Genomic DNA, 25,951 nt, shown 5'->3' with positions numbered 1-25,951 from the left:
TCCCCGTGGGGAGCCGGGCCTTTCGCGTAGGCCCTGGCGGGACCGCCTTGCGGACTTAGTCGCGGGTCAGGCGGCGGTGCGTCACCCGGTGCGGCTTGGCCGCGTCGGGGCCGAGGCGCTCGATCTTGTTCTCCTCGTAGGATTCGAAGTTGCCCTCGAACCAGTACCACTTGGAGGGGTTCTCCTCGTCGCCTTCGTAGGCGAGGATGTGCGTGGCCACCCGGTCCAGGAACCAGCGGTCGTGCGAGACCACGACGGCGCAACCCGGGAATTCGAGCAGGGCGTTTTCGAGGCTGCTGAGAGTCTCGACGTCGAGGTCGTTGGTCGGTTCGTCGAGGAGCAGCAGGTTACCGCCCTGCTTGAGGGTGAGGGCCAGGTTCAGGCGGTTGCGCTCACCACCGGAAAGCACGCCGGCCTTCTTCTGCTGGTCCGGGCCCTTGAAGCCGAACGCGGCAACGTAGGCGCGGGACGGCATCTCGACCTGGCCGACCTGGATGAAGTCGAGGCCGTCGGAAACGACCTCCCACAGGGTCTTGTTCGGGTCGATTCCGCCACGGCTCTGGTCAGCGTAGGAGATCTTGACGGAGTCGCCGATCTTCAGTTCGCCGCCGTCGAGGGGCTCCAGCCCGACGATCGTCTTGAACAGGGTGGTCTTGCCGACACCGTTCGGGCCGATGACGCCGACGATGCCGTTGCGCGGCAGCGTGAAGGACAGGCCGTCGATCAGGGTGCGGTCCTCGAAGCCCTTCTGGAGGTTCTTGGCCTCCAGGACCAGGCCGCCCAGCCGCGGTCCCGGCGGGATCTGGATCTCTTCGAAGTCGAGCTTGCGGGTACGGTCCGCCTCGGCGGCCATTTCCTCGTAGCGTGCCAGACGGGCCTTGGACTTGGTCTGGCGGCCCTTGGCGTTGGAGCGGACCCACTCGAGTTCCTCGGAGAGGCGCTTGGCCTGCTTGGCATCCTTCTTGCCCTGGACCTCCAGGCGGGCACGCTTCTTCTCGAGGTACGTGGAGTAGTTGCCCTCGTACGGGTACAGGTGGCCGCGGTCCACCTCGGCGATCCACTCGGCCACGTGGTCCAGGAAGTACCGGTCGTGGGTGACGGCGAGGACTGCGCCCGGGTAGGAGGACAGGTGCTGTTCAAGCCACAACACGCTCTCGGCATCGAGGTGGTTGGTGGGCTCGTCAAGGAGCAGCAGGTCCGGCTTCTGCAGCAGGAGCTTGCAGAGGGCGACGCGTCGGCGCTCACCACCGGAGAGGAGCGTGACATCGGCGTCGGCCGGCGGGCAGCGCAGGGCATCCATGGCCTGCTCGAGCTGGGAGTCGAGATCCCAGGCGTCGGCGGCGTCGATGGCTTCCTGCAACTGGCCCATTTCCTCAAGGAGAGCGTCGTAGTCAGCGTCGGGGTTGGCCATCTCTTCGGAGATCTCGTTGAAGCGCTGGATCTTGCCGTAGATCTCGCCGACGCCTTCCTGGACGTTGCCCAGAACGGTCTTGTCCTCGTTCAACGGCGGCTCCTGCAGCAGGATGCCGACGGTGTAGCCGGGGCTCAGCCGGGCCTCGCCGTTGGAGGGAGTGTCCAGGCCGGCCATGATCTTGAGAATGGTGGACTTACCGGCACCATTCGGGCCAACAACACCAATCTTGGCCCCCGGGAAGAAGGACATGCTCACGTCGTCGAGGATAAGTTTTTCGCCAACGGCCTTGCGGGCCTTGGTCATTGTGTAGATAAATTCCGCCATGCCTACAAATCTAGTGGCTTGACGCGGATAACTCACATTCCGGTCCCCCGGCCAGCCGGCGGCCCGGCACCTGGTCTGCGGACGGTCTCTAGGCGGGTGTGCCCGCGAAACAGCGGCCATCCGCCAAGACTGTCAACACGGTCACCGCCACCGTACCGTTGCGCAGTTGGGCAACGACGCAGTCCCGGTCTTGCCGGACCGCAGCCTCTACAGCGTCAGCCTGCAGCCCGGTAGGGGTTCGGCTCGCCGTGACTTCGATGCCGTCCCGCGGGAATCCGGCTTCGACGAGGGCCGCCCGGATCTGTTCCGTTCCGGGCTCGGCCTCCCTGGCCAGCTTCGCCAAAGCTGCCTCAAGCCGGGCGGCGGCCGCGGAGGTGGCAGGGCGCGCTGTCGCTGCCGCGGAAGGGATCCGGGCGGGTGCGGGCCGGGCCGTGCCCGGCGGTGTTTCCGCGGAGAGGACGCCCCCCGGCGCTCCCCCATTGCCCCCAGCGGCCGCCGAACAACCCGCCATTGATGCAAGCAGCAGGATAAGCGCCCCGAGCACTGGCAGCACCGCCTGATCTTGAGAGTTCGTCCGGGCTCGCTTCACCCGGCAATTCTGCCATGGGCGGCCGTCCGGCGGCCTCAGGCGGCGGCCCCCTTCAATTCGCCGGTCTCTGCGTCAAAATCCTGATCGTCGTCGTCCGACCCGGCATCGTCGGCCCCTGCATCGTCCGCGTCGGCGTCCACGCCGCGGTCGTCGTCATGGGCGTCGTGGCCGCTCCCGGTGCGTTCGGGGGCTGCGGCGTCCTGTCCGGGCACCGGGCCATTGGCGGCGGTGCGCGTGAAGTTGGCGGACCCCCACATCAGGTCGTGGCCGACAGACTCGGCGTCGATTTCTGCCACGTGATAAACGCGGCCGTCCTTTTCCCAGCTGCGCATCTTGAGCCGGCCAACGATGATGACGCGCTGGCCCTTTTTGATGCTGCAGCCCATGTTTCCGGCCAACTGGCGGTATCCCTGCACCGTGAACCAGTTGGTGTTTCCGTCCACCCATGCGTTTGCGGAGCGGTCAAAGCGCCGCTCCGTCGAGCCCAGCCGGAAGGAAGCGGTGGCGACCCCGCCCGGCGTCGTCGTGCTCCTGATCTCCGAGGCGACGAAGCCGCGGACCGTGATGCTGTCGTTCATTGGTCTGTCCTGTCTTGAGTAGTCGCTGTCCTGAACAAGCCCTGTCTTGAGTACGCTCGCTCGATTTGGTCTTGCCCCACCGAGCAGTTCCAGCTTCACGTGCGGGCGCGCCGGACGGCAGTGCGGGATTCCGCTATGTGGAAAACCTGGTCGGCCAGGCACAGGCATTTGCGGGCACGCGTGACTGGCGGAGCGCGCGGGGCCCTGTAAACTTCTTGAGGCGTCCCCGGCAGTAGCCTGTCGGCACGCCGAACGTGCCCCAGTAGCTCAGGGGATAGAGCAGCGGCCTTCTAATCCGCCGGTCGGGGGTTCGATTCCCTCCTGGGGCACAACGTGCGGCCCTGGTCGCGGCTTATCCGCCGCCCAGGGCCGCACCCCTGCCGCCCCGAAGCCCGCTCTGACGCGAAGCCCGGCCCCTTCAGATCCATTTGTTGTGCCGGAAGGTCAGGTAAAGGGCCACGCCCATCACCAGCATCAGCCCGAGCGCCATCGGATAGCCGAATACCCAGTCGAGCTCCGGGATCAGGCGGAAGTTCATCCCGTAGATCGACGCGATCAACGTGGGCGCGAAGAGAATGGCGGCCCAGGACGAGATCCGCTTGGTCTGTTCGTTCTGGGCGATGCTCGACTCCGTGAGGAGCCGCATTTCATCGTTCTGTCGCTGCGCCACGAGGGCGGCGTTGACCGCGAGAGCGTTCTGGAGCAGGGCGCGGAACGCAGTGATCCGTTCACTCAGGCGCAGCACATGGTCCAGCACATCGCGGAAGTGGTCCTGCAGTTCCGGGCCCGGCACGTGGTTGGGGGCGCCGGCCCGGAGAGCCTGCAGGATGCCGGTGAGCGGCGCCGTAGCGCGCTGGAACATGATCACCTGCCGCGAGAGTTCGTAGATCCTGCGGGAGACTCCCGGATCTGCCGCGAACAGCTCGTCTTCAATCTCGTCGACGTCGTTCTCCAGGCCGGCGGCAACGGGCTCGTACTCATCGACCACCTGGTCGAGGATGGCGTACAGCACGGCATCCGGCCCAAGGGCCAGGAAGTCCGGCTGGGACTCCATCCGACGGCGCACCCGGGCCAGGTCCGGTGATTCCGCGTGGCGGACGGTGACCACAAAATCGGGACCGGTGAAAATATGAATCTCGCCGAACTGGACCTTTTCCACCTCATCCAGGTACCGGGCCGGGCGCAGCACCAGGAAGTGGGTGTCGCCGTAGTGTTCCAGCTTGGCGCGCTGATGGCCGGCGAGCGCGTCTTCCACCGCCAGATGGTTCAGGTCAAATTCCTCGGCCACCGAGCGAAGCTCCGCTGCGTCCGGACGGTAGAGTCCGATCCAGGCCATGCCCTGGCGCTGCCGCAACAGGAAATACGTCTCGTCCAGGTCCTCAGGGTCCGCGGTCCGGTACCCGTCCACGTAGACGGCGTTGTCGACGATCGTCACGGCCATGCCTCCTCGCCTGAACCGCCCGCTCCGGGCGCCCCTTTGGCTGTGACGCTATACCCCCGCCCGCCCGGTGCCAACAGCCTGCCTTCCTGCGTTTGCCGCGGCCCGACTGAGCCGCAACGCACCCCTAGGCTGCAAGCCTCCCGAGCCATGAGCACGCTTAGTATTGAGGTGACAGGCGGGGCACCAGGGAAAGCCTGAGCGACCCGCCCGCAATCGAAAGGTACGGCCGCCATGACCCAGACACCCCACGGATTCGATCCCCAGGATCCGCGCAACGCCGCTCCCGCGCAGTACCCGGTGACTTCTGAGGCCCCGTCCGGCTCCGTTGAGGGCTACCCCGCCGGCGGCACGGCAGACAGCACCGACCCCGGCGCCGGGGCCCCCGTCGACGCCATAGCCGTTCCGCGCGAAGAAGCTCCCCGTGCCGGTACGCCGGCACCGACGGCCGCCGCACCGGAACCCCGCCGGGTCACCCGCGCGGGCATGGTGTGGACTGCGGTTGCCAGCGCGCTGGTGGTGCTGATCCTGCTGATCGTCTTCATCCTGCAAAACCAGGTCTATGTCCAGGTGAAGTTCTTCGGCCTGGAGGGCTCCGTCCCGCTCGGCGTTGCCCTCTTCATCGCGGCGGTCGGCGGCGGTGTGCTGGTCGCGATCGCCGGGGCGGCCCGCATCATCCAGCTGCGGCTCGCAACGCACCGCCAGCGCATCCGACTGGCTGGCCAGGCCACGCGGAGCCGCTGACCACCAGCGGGCGCGGCGCCGTCCGCCGGCCCTATGGCAGCGTCAATATGACCGGGCCCTCCGCGGTGATCGCCACGGTGTGCTCGCTGTGGGCGGCGCGGCGTCCGTTGGCCGATCGGAGGGTCCATTCGTCGTCGTCGTGGTAGTAGTCGCCGTTGCCGCCGAGGATCAGCATGGGTTCGATCGCGATGACCAGACCTTCGGTCAGCTTGATGCCCCGGCCCGGCCGGCCGTCGTTGGGCACGGGCGGCTCTGCGTGCATGGTCCGGCCAATGCCGTGGCCGCCGTGGTCGGCGAGCAGCCCGTAGCCGGCCCGGCGCGCGGCCCCGCCGATCGCGTACGCCACGTCGCCCATCTTGTTGCCGATCCGCGCCGCTTCAATGCCGCGGGCCAGCGCCTCGTCGGTGGCGTCGATCAGCGCCTGGTCCACCGGGTCTGCCGTGCCCACAATGAAGCTGACGGCGGCATCCCCGCACCAGCCCGCCAAGAAGGCACCGCAGTCCACACTGAGCAGGTCGCCGTCCTCGAGCCGGTAGTCGTTGGGGATGCCATGCACCACGGCGTCGTTGACCGAGGTGCAGATCACGCCGGGGAAAGGGACGGAAGCCCAGCGGGGACGGTAGTTCAGGAATGCCGGCGTGGCGCCCGCCTCGGCCATCACTTGCGCGGCCACGCCGTCGAGCTCCTTGAGGGACACGCCGACGGCGGCAACCTCGCGTACCTGCGCCAGCGCGTTAGCCACCACCCGTCCGGCCTCGCGCATCAGGGCGATCTCTTCGGGGCTCTTGATCATGGACATGGGGCTTCCTTCCGACGCGGGAGCAGGTGGCTCCGGAGGCTCAGATGACGGGCCGGGTGGTCACCGGTTCCGATGGCTTGCTGAACAGCTGTTTGGTTTTCGGGTCGAGGAAGATCAGGTACAGCGCGAACAGCAGGGCGATGATGGCAGCGGCGTTGCGGGCCAGGGCGAGCGCGAGGCCCAGGTCGTCGGTCTGCAGGTAGGGGAAGACTTCCAGCTGGTCCGAAATGGCGTAGACCATGAAGAAGGACACCATGAAGTACAACGCCTTGACCTGCCAGTCGTCCCGGATGCCGGTCACCGCAAAGAGCGGGATGAGCCAGACGACGTACCAGGACTGGATCATCGGTGCCAGGAAGACGACGGCGGCGAAGGCCAGGGTGAGCCGGCGCATCAGCCGGTCGAAGTCGCCGCGGAAGATCTGCCAGCCGACGATGCCGAGCGCCAGCAGCTTCCCGGCGTCGTACACCCACTTGGCCATCCCCCAGCCGTCCAGGCTGAAGGCGTTGAAGATCGAGGCGACAATGAGCCCCAGCAGGCCGACCGGTGCGTACCAGATCCAGATGCTGCCCGGGGCGGAGAGCCCGTTGATCCAGCCGAAGCCGAAGCCGTTTACCAGGCTCATCGCGTACAGCAGCGCCAGGCTGAGGCCGGCGGTGAGCGCCCAGAAGACGAACTTGCGCGGCCAGCTGGCGTTCTTGCCGGCCCACAGCAGGCCAATGAACGGCAGGAACACGATCGTGATGGGTTTGACCGAGATGGAAAGCGTGACCAGGACCAGGCCCAGCAGCACGCGTTTGGTGGCGCAGTAGTAGAGGCCGGCGAGGGCCAGGCCGATCATCAGGGCATCGTTGTGCACACTGGCGATGAAGTTGGTCAGAAACAGCGGGTTGGCGGCGGTGAGCCAGAGGGCACGGTGCGGGTTGACGCCGTGCAGCTCGGCCAGTTTCGGCACGTAGATCACGCAGAGCACGATTCCGAGCAGGGCCGCGAGCCGGAACAGCATGATGCTGGCCTCGGGGTGGACGTTCGTGGACCAGACCACGAACTGTTCGATCCAGAGGAAGAGCTGTCCGTACGGCACGGGAGCCTCGGTCCACATCTTGTCCGCGCCCAGCTGGAAGTAGTTCGACAGCGCCGAGATGCCGTTCTCGTAGGGGTTGAACCCTTCGACCATCAGCCGGCCCTGGCCGATATAGGCGTAGACATCGCGGCTGAACAAGGGGACGGAGAACATCATCGGCAGCCCCCACGCAGCCACCGCCAGCAGCGTCGCCTTGCGGGCCCCGGGGCCCCAGCTCCGCACGCGCTGCCCCAGCCGGAGCCAGGCGCGGACCAGGAGCATTCCGCCGACCGCCAGGAGCACAATGCTCAGCCCGACACCCACCGCCTCGGTCCGCATCCAGATGAACAAGGGTAGGCGCCGCAGTTCGGACACCGGAGCGAGCCAGCCGACGCCCAGCGAGCCGACCGCCATGAACACGGAGCCAAGGAATCCGGCAAGGATCGGCGACCTGGCATTATCCACATCGGCAACAACGGCCTTCGGAGACTGGCGGGAGGTACCGGCAGCCGTTTCCCCCGCCGCAGGTACAGGCGCCGTCATCTCAGGATCGTCCAATCTCTTGTGGGGCTCGTTTTGGCCCGCAACGGACCGACAAGCCGGCCATGGGGCACGCCGCGATGACGAAAATCTTCGACGGCCGCGTACCCGAAATCCTAGCACCGGACCGCTCAGCGGCGGCGGAACGGTAGGCTGGGCGGGTGCCTATATCTAATGAACGCATCGTGTGGATCGACTGCGAAATGACCGGCCTGGACTCCAAGAACGACGCCCTCATCGAGGTTGCGGCCCTGGTGACGGACTCGGAACTCAACATCCTCGGTGACGGCGTGGACGTCGTGATCAAGCCGGACGACGCCGCGCTGGCCCAAATGAACGACTTCGTGCGCGACATGCACACCCGGTCCGGGCTGCTGGCGGAACTCCCCCACGGCAAGACCATGGCCGAAGCCCAGGCCGCCGTGCTCGAGTACATCAAGAAGTGGGTGCCGGACCCGAAGAAGGCCCCGCTGGGCGGCAACTCGGTGGGCACCGACCGCGTGTTCCTGGTCCGCGACATGCCGGAACTGGTGGAGCACCTGCACTACCGCGTGATCGATGTCAGCACCATCAAGGAACTCTCCCGGCGCTGGTACGCCCGGGCGTACTTCCAGTCCCCCGCCAAGCTCGGCGGCCACCGTGCCCTGGGCGACATCAAGGATTCCATCGACGAGCTCCGCTACTACCGGGAGGCGGTCTTTGTGCCCGCACCGGGTCCGGACAGCGCCACGGCGCAGCGGATCGCGAAGTCGATCATGGCCCCTGCGGACGCCCCCGCCGAGGCGCCGGCAGCAGCACCCGCGGAGTAATCTCCACCACGTTTAGGGAAAATTTCGTCGAATTCGAGGAAAGTGGCAAAACCACCCCCAAACAGCAGGTAAGCTATTTGTCGTTGCCTTTTCAGCCAGACGGTTCGCCGGAAGGCATGGCGGGGCACATGGTGGGCGTAGCTCAGTTGGCAGAGCGCCTGGTTGTGGTCCAGGAGGTCGCGGGTTCAACCCCCGTCGCTCACCCTCACAAAGGACGGCAGAATTGTCCGACCTTTTCCAAAGGCCGCACCGGATATCCGGTGCGGCCTTTGTTGTCTGTCCAGTCTCGTCCGTGCGTGGAAGGAACCGCGATGAAGCGCCAGCTCTTTGAAGAAGACCACGAGATGTTCCGTGAGATGGCTGCGGAGTTCAACGCGCGGGCGGTGGCCCCGCACTACGGCCAGTGGGACCAGGACCACATGATGCCCCGTTCGCTCTGGACCGCGGCCGGCGAGCAGGGCCTGCTGGGGCTCGCCGTTCCCGAAGAATTCGGCGGCCTGGGCATGGACGACTACCGCTTCCGTGCCGTGCTGGACGAGGAGTTCGCCAAGAGCAACCACCTTGCCGTGGGGCTGGCCTTCCACCTGCACGATGACATGGTCCTCCCCCACCTGCTGGCCTACGGCTCCGACGATCTCAAAGCGCGCTGGCTGCCCGGCATGGTCTCCGGCGAGACGGTCACCTCGGTCGCCTGGACCGAGCCCGGCGCCGGATCGGACCTCCGCGGCATCCGCACCAAGGCCGTGCGCGACGGCGACGACTGGCTCATCACCGGCCAGAAGACCTTCATCGGCAACGGCATCTCCGGCGACGCGTCCCTGGTCTTGGCCCGCACCGACGGCAGCACCGGGCGGGGCGGCCGCGACTCCTTCTCGCTGTTCATGGTGCGCAAGTCCGAGGGCTACAACACCGGCAACCAGCTGGACAAAATGGGGCTGAAGGCCTCGGACACCGCTGAGCTGTTCTTCGACAACGTCCGGGTACCGCACGCGGACCTGGTCGGCGAAGAAGGCAAGGGGCTGCAGTACGCCGCCGAGCAGCTCCCCCAGGGCCGGCTGGCCATCGCCGTCGCCAGTTCCGCCGTCGTCCGCGCCGTCTACGAGGCGACCGTGACGTACACAAAGGACCGCAACGCGTTCGGCGAGCGGATCATCGATTTCCAGAACAGCCGCTTCGAACTGGCCGACATCCTCACCGAGGTCGAGGTCACTGAAACCTACGTGGACCAGGCCATCCGGGCTTTCAACGCGGGTGAACTCGACGCCGCCTCGGCGGCGCGGGCCAAGCTCTGGGCCTCCGAACGGGCCAAGTCCATCACCGACCGGTGCCTGCAGCTGCATGGCGGCTACGGCTACATCCTGGAGTACCCGGTGGCGCAGGCCTTCCTCGCGGCACGGTTGCTCACGATCTTCGGCGGCACGAACGAAATCATGCGCGACGTCGTCGGCCGCACCATCGCCGGCTGACCGTCGCAGCACCAGCAGCCAACAGCACTAAAGGAACTTTTTCGACATGACAGTCCTACCCATCACGATCTGGGGCGAACCCGTGCTGCACCGCCGGGCCGCCGAAGTTGAAGTCTTCGACGACGAACTCCGCACCCTGATCGCGGACATGTTCGAGACCAACGACGCCGCCAACGGCGTCGGCCTGGCCGCGCCCCAGGTCGGTGTGGGCAAGCGGCTTTTCGTGTACAAGTACGCCAACGACGACGGCGCCCCGCCCTCCGGCGTCGTCGTCAACCCGGTGCTGACCCTCTCCAAAGTCTCCGGGGCGCTGCCGGACCCGGACGAGGAAGAGGAAGGCTGCCTGTCCTTCCCGGGCGGGCAGTACCCGCTCAAACGCGCCGAATGGGCCCGGGTGCAGGGCTTCGACGGCGACGGCAAACCCGTCGAGTTCGAGGCAACGGGCTGGTTCGCGCGCGTGATCCAGCACGAGTACGACCACCTGGACGGCAAGCTGTACGTCAATCGGCTGATCGACCGCTACGCCCGTAAGGCGATGAAGCAGGCCAAGAAGAGCGGCTGGGGCGTCCCCGGTTTGACCTGGATGCCGGGTGTAGACCCGGATCCCTTCGGCCACTAGCCCCGGCGGGCTAGTCCCCGTTCGGACTGCGCCAGCAGGCGCGGAGTCTCCCCACCTTTGACGCCAACACGCAGGAAATCGCCGCGAATTTCGCGGGACGCGCCGGCGGCCGCCCCCAAAAGTGGGGAATTTCCGCCGTGGAGTTACGCCCCGGCGGGCTAGTCCTCGTTCGGTTTCAGCAGCTGGGCGGCATGGTCGGGGACGTAGCGGAACAAGTCCCGCGGCGGCCGGGTGTAATTGACGGCGCGCGGCCTCTGCGGGAGGGTAACCGGCTCCGTCCTGACTTCGGTGTAGTCGATGCTGGAGAGCAGGTGGGCGATCATGTTGATCCGGGCCCGGCGTTTGTCCTCTGCCTCCACCACAAACCACGGCGATTCCGCGGTATCCGTCTGCATGAACATGTCGTCCTTGGCCCGCGAGTAGTCCTCCCACCGCAGGATCGCCTCCCGATCCATCGGCGAGAGCTTCCATTGACGCAGCGGATCCTCCAGCCGGGACCTGAAACGCCGTTCCTGCTCCGCGTGGCTGATCGAGAACCAGTATTTGAACAGCAGGATCCCGTCCTGGATCAGCAGCCGTTCAAAGACCGGGCACTGGGCCATAAAGCGTTTGTGTTCCGCGGGCGTGCAGAATCCCATCACCCGTTCGACGCCGGCGCGGTTGTACCAGGAGCGGTCCATCAGCACGATTTCCCCGGCCGCCGGCAGGTGCTGTACGTAGCGCTGGAAGTACCATTCACCGCGCTCCCGCTCGGTGGGTACCGGCAGCGCCACGATCCGGGCAACGCGGGGATTCAGGTACTCGGTGACCCGCTTGATGGCGCTGCCCTTGCCGGCGGCGTCGCGCCCTTCAAAGATCACCAGCACCCGTGCGCCCGTGCTGCGGACCCATTCCTGCAACGCAACCAGCTCCGCCTGAAGCCGCGCCAGTTCCGCGGTGTAGACGCCGAGAGGCAGCCGGCCAGGCTGCCCCGGCTCCTCCCCCGGGCCGTCCTTATGGCGCGTGGGCTCCCGCCCGGCGCTACCCTTGCCCGTGTTTCTCTTGCGATGTGCCATGCGTCCCGCCCGGTCGTGGCGGCTGAATTCCAGCCTCCTGTCCTGCCGCGCCCATTCTTGCGGAGCGCCCCACTGCCCACAAGGGGATCTAGGCCCGGGGACAGTGTGAACGCCGTGCTCTTATGCTTGGCCCCATGGAAGCCACCACGCCGGCACAGCCCATCCTCACGGTCACCGTGAATCCAGCATTGGACATCAGCACCACCACCGGGGTGGTCACCAGCGGTCATAAGCTCCGTTGCGGACCCAGCCGCCTGGATCCGGGCGGCGGCGGCGTGAACGTGGCCCGGGTGGTCCAACGGCTCGGCGGACGTCCCCTGGCCATCTACACGGCGGGCGGCCCCACGGGCGAGGCCTACCGGAGACGGATCGAAGCGGAGCGGCTCCCCACACTGGTGGTTCCGATCCAGGGCAGCACCCGGCAGGACTTCACTGTCGATGAGACCTCCACCGGCAAGCAGTTCCGCTTTGTCCTGCAGGGACCCGAGCTGAGTGAACCCGAGTGGCGGCTGTGCCTGGCGCTCGTGGCGGATTCCATCCAGCCCGGCGGGTACGTGGTGGCAAGCGGCAGCCTGCCCCCCGGTGTACCGGATAACTTCTACGCCGAGGTGGCCAGGCTCGCGCGCGAGCAGAATGCGCGCTGCGTCGTCGACGCCTCAGGACCGGCCCTGGCCGCCGCCTTGTCCGAGGGGGTCTTCCTGGTCAAACCGAGCCGGCGGGAGCTCGGGCTGCATTTCGGCACGACCCTGGAGACCGAGCAAAGCGAGCTCGACGCCGCCATGGCGCTGGTGGCCGACGGATCCGCCGAACATGTCGCGCTGACCCTGGGCGGCCAGGGAGCAGTCCTGGCGTCCCAGGGCGGCACGCTCCGTCTGGCCGTGCCGCCGGTACGGGTGCAGAGCACGGTCGGTGCCGGCGACAGTTTCCTGGCAGCCTTCGTGCTCCGGCTGGCGCAGGGGCGCACGCTGGCTGATGCGTTCCGTTCGGCGGTCGCTGCCGGCAGCGCGACTGTCACCACACGCGCCACCGAGCTCTGCCACCGGGCCGACGTCGAGCGGCTCGAAGCAGAACTCGCGGAACAAGCCGCCCGGGCCTAGCCGGGAAACCGGCACTCCGCTGGCATGATGTGGCGCATGGGGGAAACCGAAACAAGCTCAAGACCGAGGCCGCGCACCTTCAAGGAGCCATCCGGCCGGGTGGTATCGCTCCTGGTCTGGGGAGGCAGCGCTGCCGGCATGGGCTGGCTGATGCTCGCGGGAAGGGGCGGGGCTGCCGTGGCGGCCGCGCCGTGGCTGGCTGCCGCGGCCCTGCTGGTCTATCTGACGCAGTGGCAGCCGAGGCTGATCGTGGGAGCCGACAAGTTTGACGTGGTCAACGGGCTCCGACGGCACCGGATCCCGTTCGCCGCCGTGGACGACGTCGAGGTCCGCTACTCCGTCACGGTGAGGGCTGCCGGTAGGAAGTATGTCAGCTGGGGTGCCCCGACGCCGCCCAGCGCCTTTGGCACCGGGTTCGAACAGGCCCGGGACTGGAAGGAACGCCCCTTCGGGATGCTGCCGTCCAATGAGCGCATGGGCCAGCCTCCGACGTCGGGCGGACGGGATGCGATTGTCCGGGCCTGGCAGGATGCCAGGCAGCCGGGCGCAACCAGCGGCCCCGGCCAGAGTTCGGCCGAGCGCACGGTCGTGTCCGAGTGGAACGTCCCGATGCTGGTCGTGGGGCTGGTCGTGGCCTGCTGGTGCCTCGTCTCATTGCTGTTCTGACTGCCGGACGGCCTGTGTCCTAAGGCATCACCTTGTAAAGCTCAATGACGGTCTCTTCCGGCGGGGATGTGAAGCCGCCCTCGATGCCGGCCTGCATTTTGGGCATCAGGATGCCGTCACGGAATTTCTCCCAGCTCTCCTGGGAATCGTGGACCGCCATGATTGTCCATCCACCGGCCGATGCGCCGCCGGCATGAAAGACCTGCCCCTCCGGCAAGCGGCCTTCGCCGGGATGAACCGCGGCAATGGACGCCTCGTACTGTTCCTTGGTTCCTCCCGGAAAAAAGTGCACAACTCCGTAGGCCATTTCTACTCCTCGAGTGGTGGGCCGTAGCTGACGATTCCAGTCCTAGACCTGGCAGTGTCGGGTGTCAATGAGCCGGGAATCGTTCCGCTCCCAACAGCGCAGACAGCAGCGCGAATCAGCCCGGACATCAGCGCGGCACGATGGTCTGCTGCCCCGGGCAGGCACCGAGAACCCGTTTCATCGCGTCCTTTTCGGCCGGCGTTACCCACAGCCCGTAGGCGGCCTTCACCGAGATTTGCCGGGCGACGTAGTGGCAGCGGAACGCCTTGTTCGGCGGCAGCCAGGTGGCGGCGTCGGACGCGCTCTTGTCCTGGTTGGCCTGCCCGTCCACGGCAATGAGGTTCAGCGGATCGTTGGCGAGGTGCTGGCGCTGCAGCGGACTCAGCTGCTGGGCCCCCTTTTGCCAGGCGTCCCCCAGCGCCACGACGTGGTCGATCTGCACGGCTTTGCTGGACGCCGCACCGCGCTGGAAGGCGATGGTCCGCCCGGTGTAGGGCTCCTGGAAGGTCCCGGATCCGACCCGGCAGCGGGAGCCTTCGGTGAACATGGCGCCGGCCAGGTCTCGGCGGAGGATGTCGTTGCGGGTGTCACAGCCGTTACGGTCGACGTCGAGCCACGCCTGGCCAAAGGCACTGCGGTTGTAGTTGCCGCTGGCTGCGCGGCCCTTGACCGGCAGCACCGACAGGAGGTCCACGGCGAGACCGGACGGCACGGCCCGAACCGGCGCGACCGGTTTCATCCAACCCGCCGCCAGCACGGGAGCCTCGGTGGGCCCCGCCACCCTCGGCTCTGCGATCGCAAATTGGCCGGCGGTGAAGAACCAGCCGAGGCCAGCCAGCAACGCCAGCATCGTGGCGCCCAGCAATGCCCAGGCCTGGCGCGACCGGCGCCGGGCGCGCCTGAAGTCGCGCCAGGTGACGGTCACGGAAGTTCCGGGGAGGGATGGGGCTGCTGCACCTCATCAGCCTAGGCCGGGGCACCGACAGCGGCCCGGTTGTCCACAGTGTGCAGGACAGGACAGGCTATGCCCCGGGGCTGGCGGCCGGACGGCCGCCGGCTGGTCAGTGCCGAGCGGTCACTGTTCCTTGGTGACCCGGCGGAGGTCCTCCTCGGCGAGATTCAGCAGCGCTTCCAACTGGCTGACCCGCGCGTCGTCGATCTCGCCGGCCTCGCGTTTGGCTCGGGCGTCGTCGAGGAGGCGCTTGGCTTCCTTGGCGTTCCGCCGGGCTACGTCGAGGGCATGTTCCAGGGTGGTTTCGTGCTCCACAGCCGAGTTCTGTTCCATGGCTCCATTGTGGTTCCCTTTCCCGGCCGATTCCAGCGAACCGGCCGGGAAGGTCCAAAGTGGGGCTACCCGACCTCGACCGGCAGCCCGGCAGCTTCGAGGGTCGCGGCCGCGTCCTTGGCCGGGAACGACGGCGGGTTCACGCCGGCCATTTCCTCCATCACACGGACCACCTGGCAGCTGTAACCGAATTCGTTGTCGTACCAGACGTAGAGGACAAGGTTCTTCTCGTTGCTGATGGTGGCGAGGCCATCGACGATGCCGGCGCGGCGGGAGCCGACGAAGTCGGTGGAGACAACCTCGGGCGAATCGATGTAGTCGACCTGCTTGCGCAGCTCCGAGTGCAGCGACATCTCGCGCAGGTAGTCGTTGACCTCATCCTTGGTGGTGCCGTTTTCCAGGCTCAGGTTCAGGATGGCCAGGGAGACATCCGGGGTGGGGACGCGGATGGAGCTGCCGGTCAGTTTGCCCAGGAGCTCGGGCAGGGCCTTGGCGACAGCCTTGGCGGCACCGGTCTCAGTGATGACCATGTTCAGCGCGGCGGAGCGGCCGCGGCGGTCACCCTTGTGGAAGTTGTCGATCAGGTTCTGGTCGTTGGTGAAGGAGTGGACCGTCTCTACGTGGCCGTGCACGACGCCGTAGCGGTCGTTGATCGCCTTTAGTACCGGCGTGATGGCGTTGGTGGTGCAGGACGCCGCCGAAACAATCTTGTCCGAATCCGTGATGGTGGCGTGGTTGATGCCGTGCACGATGTTTTTCAGCTCGCCCTTGCCCGGGGCGGTGAGCAGAACGCGGGAAACGCCCTTGCTCTGCAGGTGCTGGGAGAGGCCCTCGGCGTCGCGCCAGCGGCCGGTGTTGTCGACCACCAGTGCGTCGTGGATGCCGTAGGCGGTGTAGTCCACCGTGGCCGGGTTGTCCGAGTAGATGACCTGGATCTGGACGCCGTTGGCAGTGATGGTGTCGTTCTCGAGGTCCACCTTGATGGTGCCTTCGAAGGACCCGTGCACCGAGTCGCGGCGCAGCAGGCTGGCGCGCTTGGTGAGGTCGTTGTCCGACCCGCGGCGCACCACGATCGCGCGCAGCCGCAGGCCGTGCCCGCCGCCGGCCTTCTCGATCAGGAGGCGGGCCAGGAGCCGGCCGATGCGGCCAAAGCCGTAGAGGACGACGTCGGTGCTGGTGCGGTCGTCGCCGCCGCGCTTGCCGACCACTTCGGCCAGCTCCTCGCGCAGGAAGTCGTCCAGGCTGATGCCGTTGCCTTCTACGCGGTACTTTTCGGTCAGGCGGGCAATGTCGATGGCTGCCGCGCCGAGGTCCAGCTTGGTGAGGGCGTCGAGCAGGGGCGCGGTCTCTTCGAGGCGCAGCTCTTCCTTGCTCATCCGGCGGGCAAAACGGTGCGCCTTGAGGATGTTCATGGTGGACTTGTTGATCAGGCTCCGGCCGTGGATGGACGTCACCACGTTGTTTTCGCGGTACAGCCGGCCGATCACCGGAATCATGGCCTCGGCGAGCGCCTCCCGGCCCATCCACGTATCAAGACAAGAATCTGACGTCTGGCTCACAGAACTACCTTCCTAAAATCCACCACATACGTCCTCGTATGCGGAAGTCGGCTGCCGGCGGATCTCCGGAACCTGGACGCGGCGGGGATTCGGTCCACCCCGGGCGCCTGCATGGAGCGCAAAGAAAAAGCCACCGGCGGCGAACGCAGACCCGGTGGCAGAACATCTACGTTCGCTATCCATTCTAGAGCGGGGCGCCGGTCCAGGGGGCCGGAGGCGGCGTGAAATCACTCACACGAGCGGGGTCCGCCGCGTCACGCAGCCCTTGACGTAGGATGTCCAGATGGGACTCATAGTTGCACTACTTGTCATCTGGCTCATTCTTTCGATCCTGGGCTTCGTCGTGAAGGGCCTGCTTTGGCTGGCCGTCATCGGCCTGGTCCTGTTCGTCGCCACGGCGGCGTGGGGCTGGGTGAAGCGGAAGGCCAAGGCCTGATCCGAAACCTACACCTCGATCCAAACGGCAAGGACCGGCACCACACGGTGCCGGTCCTTTTCGTTTGGTTGGATGGGTTGACCGATACGCCGGGTTCTGTGTTCCCGCGCTGTTGCCGGCGCGGGAGTAGCGGCCATCCATCTACGGACGCCGTTGCCGACGCCCTCCAGCGGCCTACCCGGACACTCGGGCGGGCAGCCCTCAAACGTGTCCTGTCTGGCCTTGCTCCGGGTGGGGTTTACCTAGCCTTCCCGGTCACCCGGGAAGCTGGTGGTCTCTTACACCACCGTTTCACCCTTACCTGCTCCCCCGACCGTGCGGACACGGCCCTGGGGCAGGCGGTCTATTCTCTGTGGCACTGGCCTGCGGGTTACCCCGAGTGGGCGTTACCCACCACCCTGCCCTGCGGAGCCCGGACGTTCCTCGAGCCACTTGCGTGACGCGCGGCCGCCTGGTCAACCCATCCGGTTCTCATTCTACGGGCTGCCCCCGCAGGCTCACCGCACCGGCGCCTTTTGGGCCTGCCGGTGGGAGAATGAAAGCAGCAACCCCGCCAGGCAAGGAAGCGATTCGGATGGATTTCACCGCCGTCGTCATTTGGCTGATCATCGCCGCGCTCGTGCTCATCCTGGCCCGGGCCTCGATCCGGATTGTGCGCCAGTATGAGCAGGGCGTGCTGTTCCGGCTGGGCCGGGTGATCGGAGTCCGGATGCCCGGGCTGCGCTTTATCATCCCGGTGATCGACCGGCTGCAGCTGGTCAGCCTGCGGATCGTGACCATGCCGATCCAGTCGCAGGGCATCATCACCCAGGACAACGTCAGCGTGGATATCTCCGCGGTGGCCTACTACCGGGTGATCGACGCCGTGAAGTCGGTGGTGGCGATCGAAAATGTGGCTGCCGCGATCAACCAGATCGCCCAGACGACGCTCCGCAAGGTGGTCGGCCGGCACAGCCTGGACCAGACCCTGTCCGAAACGGAACACATCAACAGCGACATCCGCGAAATCCTGGACGCACTCACCCTGGAGTGGGGCGTCGAAGTCACGCTCGTGGAGCTGAAGGACATCCAGCTTCCCGAAAGCATGAAGCGCGCCATGGCCCGGCAGGCGGAGGCCGAGCGGGAGAAGCGGGCCAAGATCATTGCCGCCGAGGGCGAGTCGATCGCGGCGGCGGCGCTCGGTGAGGCTTCTGACATGATGATGGCGCATCCGCTGGCCCTGCAGCTGCGGAACCTGCAGTCCCTCGTCGAGATTGCGGTGGACAAGAACTCCACCGTGGTCTTCCCGGCGCCGCTGATGAGCACCATCGGCGAGCTGTCCGCGTTCCTGGCCCGGGAGACCAAGGCCGCCCAGGCAGCGGTAGCGGCGCCGACCCAGGCCGCCGGCCCCACCCCTGTGGCGACCACGGCGCCTCCCCCTGTTCCGGCGGCGCCAACGAAGGTAGCCTGACCGCATGGAACTGCTGCTTCTTGCCGTCGCCGCCGGACTGCTGGTCGTCGCGACCGTCGTGCGTGACCTCCTGACCCGCCGGAAGCACGCGCGGCTGGGCAGCGACCCGGAATCCGAGCGGGCACGGCGGGACATCCAGCGGGCCAAGACAGTCGGCCAGTCGAATTTCGTGGGCCTCGACAACACCGGACATCGGCGCTAGCCCGACGCCGGGCCGCGCGCGGCTGCAGCCGCCTGGCCGCCGGTAGGATCGTACGGTGCTAATTCTGCTGCCGCCCTCCGAAGGCAAGACCCCCGCGACCGGCGGCGACGCCGTCGACGCGGCTTCGCTCAGCTTCCCCGGCCTCAACGCCTACCGCGCAAAGGTGCTCGAGGCGCTCGGCACCGTCAGCGCGCACGAAGACGCCCTGGCACTGCTGGGCGTCGGCGCCTCGCTGAAGGCCGACGTCGAACGCAACACCCGCTTGCACGCCGAGCCTGCCGCGCCCGCCCACCAGGTGTATTCCGGCGTCCTCTACGACGCCTTGGACTACCGCTCGCTGACTCCGGCGCAGCGGAAGAAGGCGGACGAAAACGTGCTGGTGATCTCCGCGCTCTGGGGCGCGATCCGGTTTGCGGACCGGGTGCCGGCGTACCGGCTATCGATGGGCACGTCCCTGCCCGACGTCGGACGGCTGGCCTCGTTCTGGAAGCCGCAACTGACTGAGGCCCTGGCCGCCGCAACGGACGGCGAGCTGCTGGTCGACTGCCGCTCCAGCACCTACGCCGCGGCCTGGGCTCCCCCGCCCGAGCGGACCGTGGCGGTGAACGTCTTCACGGAGGTCAACGGCGTCCGAAAGGTGGTGAGCCACTTCGCCAAGCACACCCGCGGAGAGCTTGCCCGGCACCTGCTGGCCCGCCGCGGCAAGACCCCGCAGACCCCGGCGCAGCTGCACAAGGCCGCCGCCGAGAAATGGTCCGCGGAGCTGGTCCAGGGCACGGCCCGGAAGCCGCACACCCTCAACCTCATCCTGCCCAACTAGCTGGCAGTTGTTGTCGTTTAGACGCCTCTAAACGACAACAACTGCGAGTCACTTGGGGACTAGGCCCACTCGGCGGAGCGGACCAGGATGCACCCGGAATCCGGGCAGAAGACGATGTCGTCCTCGGCGGCGGCCTTGATCTCGGCGAGGTCACCGGGGCTCAGCTGCATGCCGGATCCTTCGGAGGTGCCGTGGAAGAGCCGGGCCGCGCCGACGCCGCGCTTGGCGAGCGTCTTCTCGTAGACGGCGAGCATTCCCGCGTCCAGTCCCTCGGCGAACTCGGCGCGCTGGCCGCGCACCACGGTCATCTCCGCGGCCACTTCGGCGAGCTGTTCGTCCAGTTCGGCGCGGATGGTGCCAAAGGAACCCTGGATATCGTCAACGATCTGCTGCTGGCTGGCCTGGCGCAGGCGCAGCGAATCCAGCCGCTCCAGGACCTCGAGTTCAACGTCCTCAAGATCCGAGCGGCGTTTGTTCAGGGACGCGATGTCGCGCTGCAGGGCCACGAGGTCCTTGGACAGCCCGGTGCCGCTGTTGAGCCTGGCCTCGTCGCGTTCGATCCGGGAGGCGACCTGCTCGACGTCGGCCTCGGCGCGCTTGAGTTCCAGTTCGGCGTCGTGCACCGCCACCTTCGCGGTCCCGAGTTCTCCGTTGGCCACACTGAGGGCAGCCTCCAGGTCGGTGATCCGGGAGTCGCTTTCAAGGCTGCGGCGGCGGTTGGACAGGGACTTGAGCCTGGCATCGAGTCCCTGCAATTCGAGCAACTTCAACTGTTCCGCCGGTGCTGCCTTGGCCACTATTTCCTCCGCTTGTTCACTTACCGGCCGGAGCCGGGCACCGTACCGGCGCTCCCTAGACTCTAGTCGCCGCCCGGAGTCAGAATGAAGTCCCAGGGGTCGCTGTTGGTGCTGCTGACCCGGATCTCAATGTCGTGGCCCTGGTCGGTCAGCACATTCCCCAAGGCCTCGGCGGCCGCCGGCAGCCACAGCCACTCGCTCGCAAAGTGCGAGACGTCGATCAGGTACGGCCGGTCATTGACGGCAGCCTCGCGGGCCTCCGACGCCGGATGGTGGCGCAGGTCCGCGGTCAGGTAGACGTCGGCGTTGCTCGCGCGGACCTCGTTGAACAGCGAGTCGCCCGCGCCGCCGCACAGGGCCACACGTCGCACCAGGCCGTCCCGGTCGCCGGAAACACGGACGCCGCCGGCCACGGAGGGAAGGATGCCGAAGACCCGCGCGGCGAAGTCCCCCAGCGTCTGCACGTCGGCGAGGTCCCCGACCCGGCCGATCCCTTCCTCCGGAAGGCCGTTCGCGGCCGGCGTCAGCGGCACCACGTCCTGCAGGCCCAGCGCGTCGGCCAGCACGTCGGAGACGCCCCCGACGGCGGAATCACCGTTGGTGTGCACTGTCAGCAGTGCGGTCCCGGACTCGATCAGCCGGTGCACCGCCTTGCCCTTGGGGGTGTTGGCGGCAACGGAGGTGACGCCCTTGAGCAGCAGAGGATGGTGCGTAATGAGCAGTTCGGCGCCCCAGGCGACGGCTTCCTCGATGACTTCGAGGGTGGGGTCCACGGCGAAGAGAATCCTGCTCACCTCGGCGGACGGGTGCCCGGCCACCAGGCCTACCTCGTCCCACTCCTCCGCCAGCGATTCGGGCCAGAGCTCCTCGACGGCCAGCAGGATCATGCCCAGCGTGGCAGCCTCGCCGGTGCGGGTAGCTTCGTCGGGCTGCGCTGAAACGTCGGTGTTCTCAGGTTCCATAACCTCATTTTTACCCTATCCGCGGTGCCAGCCACCCCTGCCGGGAGTCCCGGATGCTGGCGGAATGCCGGGTTCGGGAATGATCCGGGCCCTTCGTCCATTGAACAGGACATGAGAACTTTCGTCCTCGGCGGGGGCTGCTTCTGGTGCCTCGACGCCGTCTATCAAAAGACCAAGGGTGTCAGCTCGGTCGTCTCCGGCTACACCGGAGGCCACGACCGCAACCCCGACTACTACAGCGTGTGCTCCGGCACCACCGGCCATGCCGAGGTGGTGGCGGTGACCTTCGACGAGGAGGTGATCCCGGCCGAGGTCATCCTGGACATGTTCTTCGCCCTGCACGATCCCACGACGCTGAACCGGCAGGGTTACGACGTCGGCACCCAGTACCGGTCCTCGATGTTCTACGAGACCACTGAGGAGAAGATCCTTTTCGAGGAAGCGATCGGCCGGAACCAGGAGCTGTGGTCGGACCCGATCGTCACCGAGGTGAGCCGCCTGCCGGTCTTCCACGTGGCGGAGGATTTCCACCAGGACTACTACGCGAAGTACCCCGAACAGGGCTACTGCCAGGTGATCATCAACCCGAAGCTGGCGAAGGCCAGGAAATATTACTCTGCATGGCTTAATGCTTAGCTAGGGCCTGAGCGCCCTCGTTACGCTGACCTTAGAATTCCTCCTCACAGATAGGCACACCTACCCATGGCACGGATCTATGACGATGTTACCCAGCTGGTCGGCGGCACCCCGCTGGTCCGCCTCAACCGGCTGAGCGAAGGCCTGGACGCCACGGTGGCGGTCAAGCTGGAGTTCTACAACCCGGCCAACAGCGTCAAGGACCGGATCGGCGTCGCCATCATCGACGCCGCGGAGAAGTCCGGTGCACTCAAGCCCGGCGGGACCATCGTCGAGGGAACCTCCGGCAACACGGGCATCGCCCTGGCCATGGTCGGCGCCGCCCGCGGCTACAAGGTCATCCTCACCATGCCCGAGACCATGTCCACGGAACGCCGCGTCATGCTCCGCGCCTACGGCGCAGAAATTGTGCTGACCCCCGGTTCCGAGGGCATGCGCGGAGCCGTGGAGAAGGCCCAGGAGATCGTCGCGAACACGGAGAACTCCATCTGGGCGCAGCAGTTCGCCAACGAGGCCAACCCCGAGGTGCACCGCCGCACCACCGCCGAGGAAATCTGGTCGGACACCGACGGCAAGGTGGACATCTTCGTCGCCGGCGTCGGCACCGGCGGAACCGTCACCGGTGTCGGCCAGGTACTCAAGGAGCGCAAGCCCGACGTGCAGATCATCGCCGTCGAGCCCAAGGACTCCCCCATCCTCAACGGCGGCGCCCCGGGCCCGCACAAGATCCAGGGCCTCGGCGCCAACTTCGTGCCGGAAATCCTGGACACCAACGTCTATGACGAGGTCATTGACGCCACCCTGGAGGACTCGGTCCGCGTGGCCCGCGAGCTGGGCGTCAAGGAAGGCATCCTCGGCGGCATCTCCTCCGGCGCGATCGTCTGGGCGGCCCTGGAGCTCGCGAAGCGCCCGGAGAACGCCGGTAAGCTGATTGTTGCCATTGTCTGCGACTTCGGGGAGCGCTACATCTCCACCGTGCTGTACGACGACATCCGCGGCTAAGCCCAGCCCTGTCCCAAGATTTCGTAGAAAGGTCTTTGTGAGCTTCTTCGCAAGACTGAAGGAAGACCTCGACGCCGCCCGGTCCCACGACCCGGCGGCGCGCGGTTCTTTCGAAAACTTCTTTGCCTACTCCGGCCTGCACGCGATCTGGGCGCACCGCCTGACGCACCGGCTCTGGCAGAACCCTTCGCTGCGCTTCCCTGCGCGGCTGATCTCCCAGCTGGCCCGCTTCCTGACCGGCATCGAGATCCACCCCGGCGCCACGATCGGCCGCCGCTTCTTCATCGACCATGGCATGGGCGTTGTGATCGGCGAAACCGCCGAGATCGGCGAGGATGTCATGATCTACCACGGTGTCACGCTCGGCGGCCGTTCGCTCGCAAAGATCAAGCGGCACCCCACCATCGAGGACCGCGTCGTCATCGGCGCCGGAGCCAAGGTCTTGGGCCCCATCACGATCGGCCGGGACAGCGCCATCGGCGCCAACGCCGTCGTAGTCAAGGACGCCCCGGCCGAATCGATCCTGACCGGAGTGCCCGCCACCTGGCGGCACCGCGACGCCCAGCGCGAAACCAAACCCGCCGTCGACCCGGCCGAGTACCTGATCGAGTACCGCATCTAAGGCACGCAGTCATAAAGACAGCGGCCGGCGGCCCCAAAMCGGGGCCGCCGGCCGCTGTCGATTAACCGGTCTGGATTAGTGCGTGTCCACTGCCGAGATCTCGGACTTGTCCTCGCCCCAGAGGGTGTGGAAGGTGCCCTCGGTGTCGATGCGGCCGTAGGTGTGTGCACCGAAGAGGTCGCGCTGGCCCTGGATCACGGCGGCCGGGAGGCGCTTGCGCCGCAGGCCGTCGTAGTACGCCAGCGAGGAGGAGAACACCGGCACCGGGATGCCCAGCTGCACCGCGGTGGCCACCACGCGCCGCCAGGCCGGGAGGACCTCGGCGATCGCCTTGGTGAAGGCCGGCGCGAACAGCAGGTTCGCCGGCTTCTCGTCCGCGGCGTAGGCCGTGGTGATCTCCTTCAGCAGCTCTGCGCGGATGATGCAGCCGCCGCGCCACAGCGAGGCGATCTCGTCCAGCTTGAGGTCCCAACCGTATTCCTTGGCGGCGGAGGTGAGCATGTCCAGGCCCTGCGCGTAGGAGACCAGCTTGGAGGCGTACAGTGCCTGCCGGACGTCCTCGACGAAAGTCTCGGGGACCTCGACGGCGGCCTCGCCGCCGGCCAGCAGTTCCTGGGCCAGCTTGCGCTGCTCCGCCTGCGAGGACAACGCGCGGGCGAAGACCGATTCGGCGATGCCGGAAGTCGGGGAACCCAGTTCAAGGGCGGAGATGACCGTCCAGCGGCCGGTGCCCTTCTGGCCGGCGGCATCCACCACGACGTCGACGAACGGCTTGCCGGTCTTGGCATCGACGTGGCCGAGGACTTCGGCGGAGATTTCGATCAGGAAGGAAGCGAGCTCGCCCTTGTTCCATTCGGCGAAAATCTTTGCCTGCTCGGCCGGCTCAATGCCCGCGCCGGAGCGCAGCAGGTCGAAGGCCTCGCCGATGACCTGCATGTCGGCGTATTCGATGCCGTTGTGCACCATCTTGACGAAGTGGCCGGCGCCGTCGGTGCCGATCCAGGCGCAGCAGGGCTGGCCGTCGACGTGGGCTGCGATCTTTTCCAGCAGCGGGCCGAGCGCCTCGTAGGACTCCTTGGAGCCGCCGGGCATGATCGAGGGGCCGTTGAGCGCGCCTTCCTCGCCGCCGGAGACGCCGATGCCGACGAAGTGGAGGTCCTTCTTCGCGAGGGCGGCCTCGCGGCGGCGGGTGTCCTCGTAGTGCGAGTTGCCGGCATCGATGATGATGTCGCCGGCCTCCAGCAGCGGCTCGAGCTGTTCGATCACGGAGTCCACCGGCTTGCCGGCCTTGACCATGATCAGCACGCGGCGCGGCTTCTCCAGCGAGTCGACGAGTTCCTGCAGCGTTTCGGTGCGGACGAAGTCGCCGTCCTGGCCGTGCTTTTCGAGGAGCGCGTCGGTTTTCTCCACGGAACGGTTGTGCAGGGCAACGGTGAAGCCGTTACGGGCCAGGTTCCGGGCCAGGTTGGCCCCCATCACCGCAAGGCCGGTGACACCGATGTGTGCTGACATCAAAACTCCAATTCATTCTGTGCATCGAGTGCAGTTCGTCCCGCAGTTGCTGCGGAACACGCTTCTTGGGATCAGTGGCTGTCAATAAACCATATGTATTTCCGCTGACTGCAGGAAAGCAGCGCCCACGTGGCGGAATACGGCGCGTCACAAACAGTCTATGATTTTCGGCGGCCACTGCGCCTGTAGCCCCGGGATTGCGGCCTGCGCCACTATGCTTACGACTATGTCGACCAGCCTGCATCACCGCGCCATCGAGCATCTGGGAGCCCGCATCGTCGCCGGCGAGCTCCCCGCCGGCCATGTCATGCTGGCCGAGCACCTCGAGGATGAGCTGAAGGTCTCTCGCTCGGTGGTCCGCGAGGCGGTGCGCGTGCTGCAGTCCCTGGGGCTGGTCGAGACCATCAAACGTGTCGGCATCCGGGTGCTCCCCGCCAGCCGCTGGAATCCCTTCGATCCGCTCGTGATCCGCTGGCGCCTGGCCGGCGAGGGCCGCGGCGCCCAGCTGCGCTCCCTGGCCGAGCTGCGGACCGCGGTGGAGCCGGTGGCGGCCGAACTGGCGGCCGGCAACGCCCCGGATGAACTCCGCAGCCAGCTGGTGGAAATCTCCCACGCCATGCGGGAGGCCGGTGTGGCCGGCGACGTGCCTCGGTTCCTCGAGCTGGATATCCAGTTCCATTCCCTGCTGTTGACCGGTTCCGGCAACGAAATGTTCGCCAACATGGTGGGCCAGGTGGCCGAGACGCTGACCGGCCGCACCGTCCACGGTCTGATGCCGGACCATCCGCGGGCTTCCGCGCTGCAGTGGCACGTGGACGTGGCGGAGGCGATTGCGGCCGGCGACGGCGTGGCCGCCCGCGAGGCCTCCAACAAGATCATGCGCGAGACAATCGCGGACATGGAACCCAGCTGGAAGGACCAGCCCCGCGTCTTCGTCCCGGTCCAGTCCCGCTAGTCCGCCCGCACGGCAGCGGCACGGCTTCCGATAGACAGCCGCGGGGCCCGGATTAGTCCCGTCGATGGTCAAATTCAACCGCTAGGCGTTTCACATTTGGACGCATTCACGGTATATTTCTAACAAGCCTTCCACCGCGGCATCCCCCAATAGTCGCGGTGGAAGGCTTTTCCATTGCCCGGAGGCTTTTCCATTGCCCTCAGGC

28 protein-coding genes, 2 tRNA genes and 1 other RNA gene are annotated in these 25,951 nt (G+C 66.9%); 16 read left to right on the top strand and 15 right to left on the bottom strand.

Going from position 1 to position 25,951, the window contains the following annotated elements; all coding sequences use genetic code 11:
• Nucleotides 1–55: 55 nt before the first annotated feature.
• The 3 genes from ettA to AB4Y91_RS05920 form a co-directional block, all read right to left on the bottom strand.
• Entirely contained in the window at nucleotides 56–1,738 is a 1,683-nt protein-coding gene (ettA, locus tag AB4Y91_RS05930) for an energy-dependent translational throttle protein EttA (RefSeq protein ID WP_346960802.1), read from the bottom strand.
• A gap of 88 nt (nucleotides 1,739–1,826) precedes the next feature.
• On the bottom strand, nucleotides 1,827–2,249 hold the full coding sequence (locus AB4Y91_RS05925) for a DUF6993 domain-containing protein (RefSeq protein ID WP_441417866.1): 423 nt from the start codon (nucleotides 2,247–2,249) through the stop codon (nucleotides 1,827–1,829).
• Between the two features lie 113 nt (nucleotides 2,250–2,362).
• A complete protein-coding gene (locus AB4Y91_RS05920; protein ID WP_441417547.1) occupies nucleotides 2,363–2,905 on the bottom strand; it encodes a single-stranded DNA-binding protein in 543 nt (180 codons plus the stop codon).
• Between the two features lie 256 nt (nucleotides 2,906–3,161).
• On the opposite strand from AB4Y91_RS05920, the gene AB4Y91_RS05915 reads away from it, so the two are divergent.
• Nucleotides 3,162–3,234: transfer RNA gene (locus AB4Y91_RS05915), tRNA-Arg, on the top strand.
• A gap of 89 nt (nucleotides 3,235–3,323) precedes the next feature.
• On the opposite strand, the gene AB4Y91_RS05910 is transcribed toward AB4Y91_RS05915, so the two are convergent.
• Nucleotides 3,324–4,340, bottom strand: coding sequence for a magnesium and cobalt transport protein CorA (locus AB4Y91_RS05910; protein WP_441417546.1), 1,017 nt, complete (start codon nucleotides 4,338–4,340; stop codon nucleotides 3,324–3,326).
• 237 nt (nucleotides 4,341–4,577) lie between these two features.
• Here AB4Y91_RS05910 and AB4Y91_RS05905 point away from each other — a divergent pair, with 237 nt between their 5' ends.
• A complete protein-coding gene (locus AB4Y91_RS05905) occupies nucleotides 4,578–5,087 on the top strand; it encodes a lipopolysaccharide assembly protein LapA domain-containing protein (protein ID WP_441417545.1) in 510 nt (169 codons plus the stop codon).
• A gap of 31 nt (nucleotides 5,088–5,118) precedes the next feature.
• On the opposite strand, the gene map is transcribed toward AB4Y91_RS05905, so the two are convergent.
• Together map and mptB are read right to left on the bottom strand one after the other, a co-directional pair.
• Nucleotides 5,119–5,886, bottom strand: coding sequence for a type I methionyl aminopeptidase (gene map / locus AB4Y91_RS05900; RefSeq protein WP_441417544.1), 768 nt, complete (start codon nucleotides 5,884–5,886; stop codon nucleotides 5,119–5,121).
• Between the two features lie 40 nt (nucleotides 5,887–5,926).
• Nucleotides 5,927–7,492 (bottom strand): polyprenol phosphomannose-dependent alpha 1,6 mannosyltransferase MptB, encoded by a 1,566-nt coding sequence (gene mptB / locus AB4Y91_RS05895; RefSeq protein WP_441417543.1) that lies wholly within the window; start codon nucleotides 7,490–7,492, stop codon nucleotides 5,927–5,929.
• Between the two features lie 158 nt (nucleotides 7,493–7,650).
• On the opposite strand from mptB, the gene orn reads away from it, so the two are divergent.
• The 4 genes from orn to def all read left to right on the top strand — a co-directional run bounded on the left by orn (nucleotide 7,651) and on the right by def (nucleotide 10,383).
• Entirely contained in the window at nucleotides 7,651–8,298 is a 648-nt protein-coding gene (orn, locus tag AB4Y91_RS05890) for an oligoribonuclease (RefSeq protein WP_441417542.1), read from the top strand.
• Between the two features lie 131 nt (nucleotides 8,299–8,429).
• A tRNA-His gene (locus AB4Y91_RS05885) sits at nucleotides 8,430–8,502 on the top strand.
• 107 nt (nucleotides 8,503–8,609) lie between these two features.
• Nucleotides 8,610–9,764: an acyl-CoA dehydrogenase family protein gene (locus tag AB4Y91_RS05880; protein WP_441417541.1), complete on the top strand. Its 1,155-nt coding sequence runs from the start codon at nucleotides 8,610–8,612 to the stop codon at nucleotides 9,762–9,764.
• Between the two features lie 46 nt (nucleotides 9,765–9,810).
• Nucleotides 9,811–10,383, top strand: coding sequence for a peptide deformylase (gene def, locus AB4Y91_RS05875; protein WP_306909767.1), 573 nt, complete (start codon nucleotides 9,811–9,813; stop codon nucleotides 10,381–10,383).
• Nucleotides 10,384–10,541: 158 nt separating this feature from the next.
• Here def and ppk2 read toward each other — a convergent pair whose 3' ends face one another.
• Entirely contained in the window at nucleotides 10,542–11,438 is an 897-nt protein-coding gene (gene ppk2, locus AB4Y91_RS05870) for a polyphosphate kinase 2 (RefSeq protein WP_441417540.1), read from the bottom strand.
• A gap of 134 nt (nucleotides 11,439–11,572) precedes the next feature.
• Between ppk2 and AB4Y91_RS05865 the strand changes: the two genes are divergently transcribed.
• Both AB4Y91_RS05865 and AB4Y91_RS05860 read left to right on the top strand, forming a co-directional pair.
• Nucleotides 11,573–12,535: a 1-phosphofructokinase family hexose kinase gene (locus AB4Y91_RS05865; protein ID WP_441417539.1), complete on the top strand. Its 963-nt coding sequence runs from the start codon at nucleotides 11,573–11,575 to the stop codon at nucleotides 12,533–12,535.
• A 99-nt stretch (nucleotides 12,536–12,634) separates the two neighbouring features.
• A complete protein-coding gene (locus tag AB4Y91_RS05860) occupies nucleotides 12,635–13,201 on the top strand; it encodes a hypothetical protein (protein WP_441417538.1) in 567 nt (188 codons plus the stop codon).
• A gap of 19 nt (nucleotides 13,202–13,220) precedes the next feature.
• On the opposite strand, the gene AB4Y91_RS05855 is transcribed toward AB4Y91_RS05860, so the two are convergent.
• The 4 genes from AB4Y91_RS05855 to AB4Y91_RS05840 all read right to left on the bottom strand — a co-directional run bounded on the left by AB4Y91_RS05855 (nucleotide 13,221) and on the right by AB4Y91_RS05840 (nucleotide 16,352).
• Nucleotides 13,221–13,508, bottom strand: coding sequence for a hypothetical protein (locus tag AB4Y91_RS05855; protein WP_441417537.1), 288 nt, complete (start codon nucleotides 13,506–13,508; stop codon nucleotides 13,221–13,223).
• A 127-nt stretch (nucleotides 13,509–13,635) separates the two neighbouring features.
• The gene (locus tag AB4Y91_RS05850; RefSeq protein WP_441417536.1) at nucleotides 13,636–14,433 is read right to left on the bottom strand and encodes an HNH endonuclease family protein; all 798 of its coding nucleotides are present in this window, start codon (nucleotides 14,431–14,433) and stop codon (nucleotides 13,636–13,638) included.
• Between the two features lie 150 nt (nucleotides 14,434–14,583).
• Nucleotides 14,584–14,793: a hypothetical protein gene (locus AB4Y91_RS05845; RefSeq protein WP_175320883.1), complete on the bottom strand. Its 210-nt coding sequence runs from the start codon at nucleotides 14,791–14,793 to the stop codon at nucleotides 14,584–14,586.
• A 65-nt stretch (nucleotides 14,794–14,858) separates the two neighbouring features.
• Entirely contained in the window at nucleotides 14,859–16,352 is a 1,494-nt protein-coding gene (locus tag AB4Y91_RS05840) for a glyceraldehyde-3-phosphate dehydrogenase (protein ID WP_441417535.1), read from the bottom strand.
• A gap of 283 nt (nucleotides 16,353–16,635) precedes the next feature.
• On the opposite strand from AB4Y91_RS05840, the gene AB4Y91_RS05835 reads away from it, so the two are divergent.
• Nucleotides 16,636–16,788 (top strand): hypothetical protein, encoded by a 153-nt coding sequence (locus tag AB4Y91_RS05835; RefSeq protein WP_175320881.1) that lies wholly within the window; start codon nucleotides 16,636–16,638, stop codon nucleotides 16,786–16,788.
• Between the two features lie 69 nt (nucleotides 16,789–16,857).
• On the opposite strand, the gene rnpB is transcribed toward AB4Y91_RS05835, so the two are convergent.
• An RNA gene (gene rnpB, locus AB4Y91_RS05830) (RNase P RNA component class A) lies at nucleotides 16,858–17,251 on the bottom strand.
• Between the two features lie 111 nt (nucleotides 17,252–17,362).
• On the opposite strand from rnpB, the gene AB4Y91_RS05825 reads away from it, so the two are divergent.
• From AB4Y91_RS05825 to AB4Y91_RS05815, 3 genes are read left to right on the top strand one after another with little or no spacing between them, the layout of a single operon-like run.
• Nucleotides 17,363–18,238, top strand: coding sequence for a slipin family protein (locus AB4Y91_RS05825; RefSeq protein ID WP_441417534.1), 876 nt, complete (start codon nucleotides 17,363–17,365; stop codon nucleotides 18,236–18,238).
• A 4-nt stretch (nucleotides 18,239–18,242) separates the two neighbouring features.
• On the top strand, nucleotides 18,243–18,440 hold the full coding sequence (locus AB4Y91_RS05820) for a hypothetical protein (protein ID WP_441417533.1): 198 nt from the start codon (nucleotides 18,243–18,245) through the stop codon (nucleotides 18,438–18,440).
• Between the two features lie 55 nt (nucleotides 18,441–18,495).
• Nucleotides 18,496–19,260: a YaaA family protein gene (locus AB4Y91_RS05815; RefSeq protein WP_441417532.1), complete on the top strand. Its 765-nt coding sequence runs from the start codon at nucleotides 18,496–18,498 to the stop codon at nucleotides 19,258–19,260.
• Between the two features lie 59 nt (nucleotides 19,261–19,319).
• On the opposite strand, the gene AB4Y91_RS05810 is transcribed toward AB4Y91_RS05815, so the two are convergent.
• On the bottom strand, nucleotides 19,320–20,057 hold the full coding sequence (locus tag AB4Y91_RS05810; RefSeq protein ID WP_441417531.1) for a zinc ribbon domain-containing protein: 738 nt from the start codon (nucleotides 20,055–20,057) through the stop codon (nucleotides 19,320–19,322).
• 62 nt (nucleotides 20,058–20,119) lie between these two features.
• Complete coding sequence (locus AB4Y91_RS05805) at nucleotides 20,120–21,019, bottom strand: Nif3-like dinuclear metal center hexameric protein (protein ID WP_441417530.1); 900 nt, start codon at nucleotides 21,017–21,019, stop codon at nucleotides 20,120–20,122.
• Between the two features lie 111 nt (nucleotides 21,020–21,130).
• Between AB4Y91_RS05805 and msrA the strand changes: the two genes are divergently transcribed.
• The 3 genes from msrA (at nucleotide 21,131) to epsC (ending at nucleotide 23,279) form a co-directional block, all read left to right on the top strand.
• Nucleotides 21,131–21,655: a peptide-methionine (S)-S-oxide reductase MsrA gene (msrA, locus tag AB4Y91_RS05800; protein WP_441417529.1), complete on the top strand. Its 525-nt coding sequence runs from the start codon at nucleotides 21,131–21,133 to the stop codon at nucleotides 21,653–21,655.
• A gap of 66 nt (nucleotides 21,656–21,721) precedes the next feature.
• Entirely contained in the window at nucleotides 21,722–22,657 is a 936-nt protein-coding gene (gene cysK / locus AB4Y91_RS05795; protein ID WP_441417528.1) for a cysteine synthase A, read from the top strand.
• Nucleotides 22,658–22,694: 37 nt separating this feature from the next.
• A complete protein-coding gene (gene epsC, locus AB4Y91_RS05790; RefSeq protein WP_138769044.1) occupies nucleotides 22,695–23,279 on the top strand; it encodes a serine O-acetyltransferase EpsC in 585 nt (194 codons plus the stop codon).
• A 75-nt stretch (nucleotides 23,280–23,354) separates the two neighbouring features.
• Here the strand turns inward: epsC and gndA are convergent, their stop codons facing one another.
• On the bottom strand, nucleotides 23,355–24,791 hold the full coding sequence (gene gndA, locus AB4Y91_RS05785; protein WP_441417527.1) for an NADP-dependent phosphogluconate dehydrogenase: 1,437 nt from the start codon (nucleotides 24,789–24,791) through the stop codon (nucleotides 23,355–23,357).
• Between the two features lie 226 nt (nucleotides 24,792–25,017).
• Between gndA and AB4Y91_RS05780 the strand changes: the two genes are divergently transcribed.
• Entirely contained in the window at nucleotides 25,018–25,746 is a 729-nt protein-coding gene (locus AB4Y91_RS05780) for a FadR/GntR family transcriptional regulator (protein WP_441417526.1), read from the top strand.
• Nucleotides 25,747–25,951 lie beyond the last annotated feature (205 nt).

Source organism: Arthrobacter sp. YAF16 (assembly GCF_052113385.1).
Lineage (GTDB): Bacteria > Actinomycetota > Actinomycetes > Actinomycetales > Micrococcaceae > Arthrobacter.
Note: the sequence above shows the minus strand (reverse complement) of the source record. Positions and strands in the feature narration are given on the sequence as shown.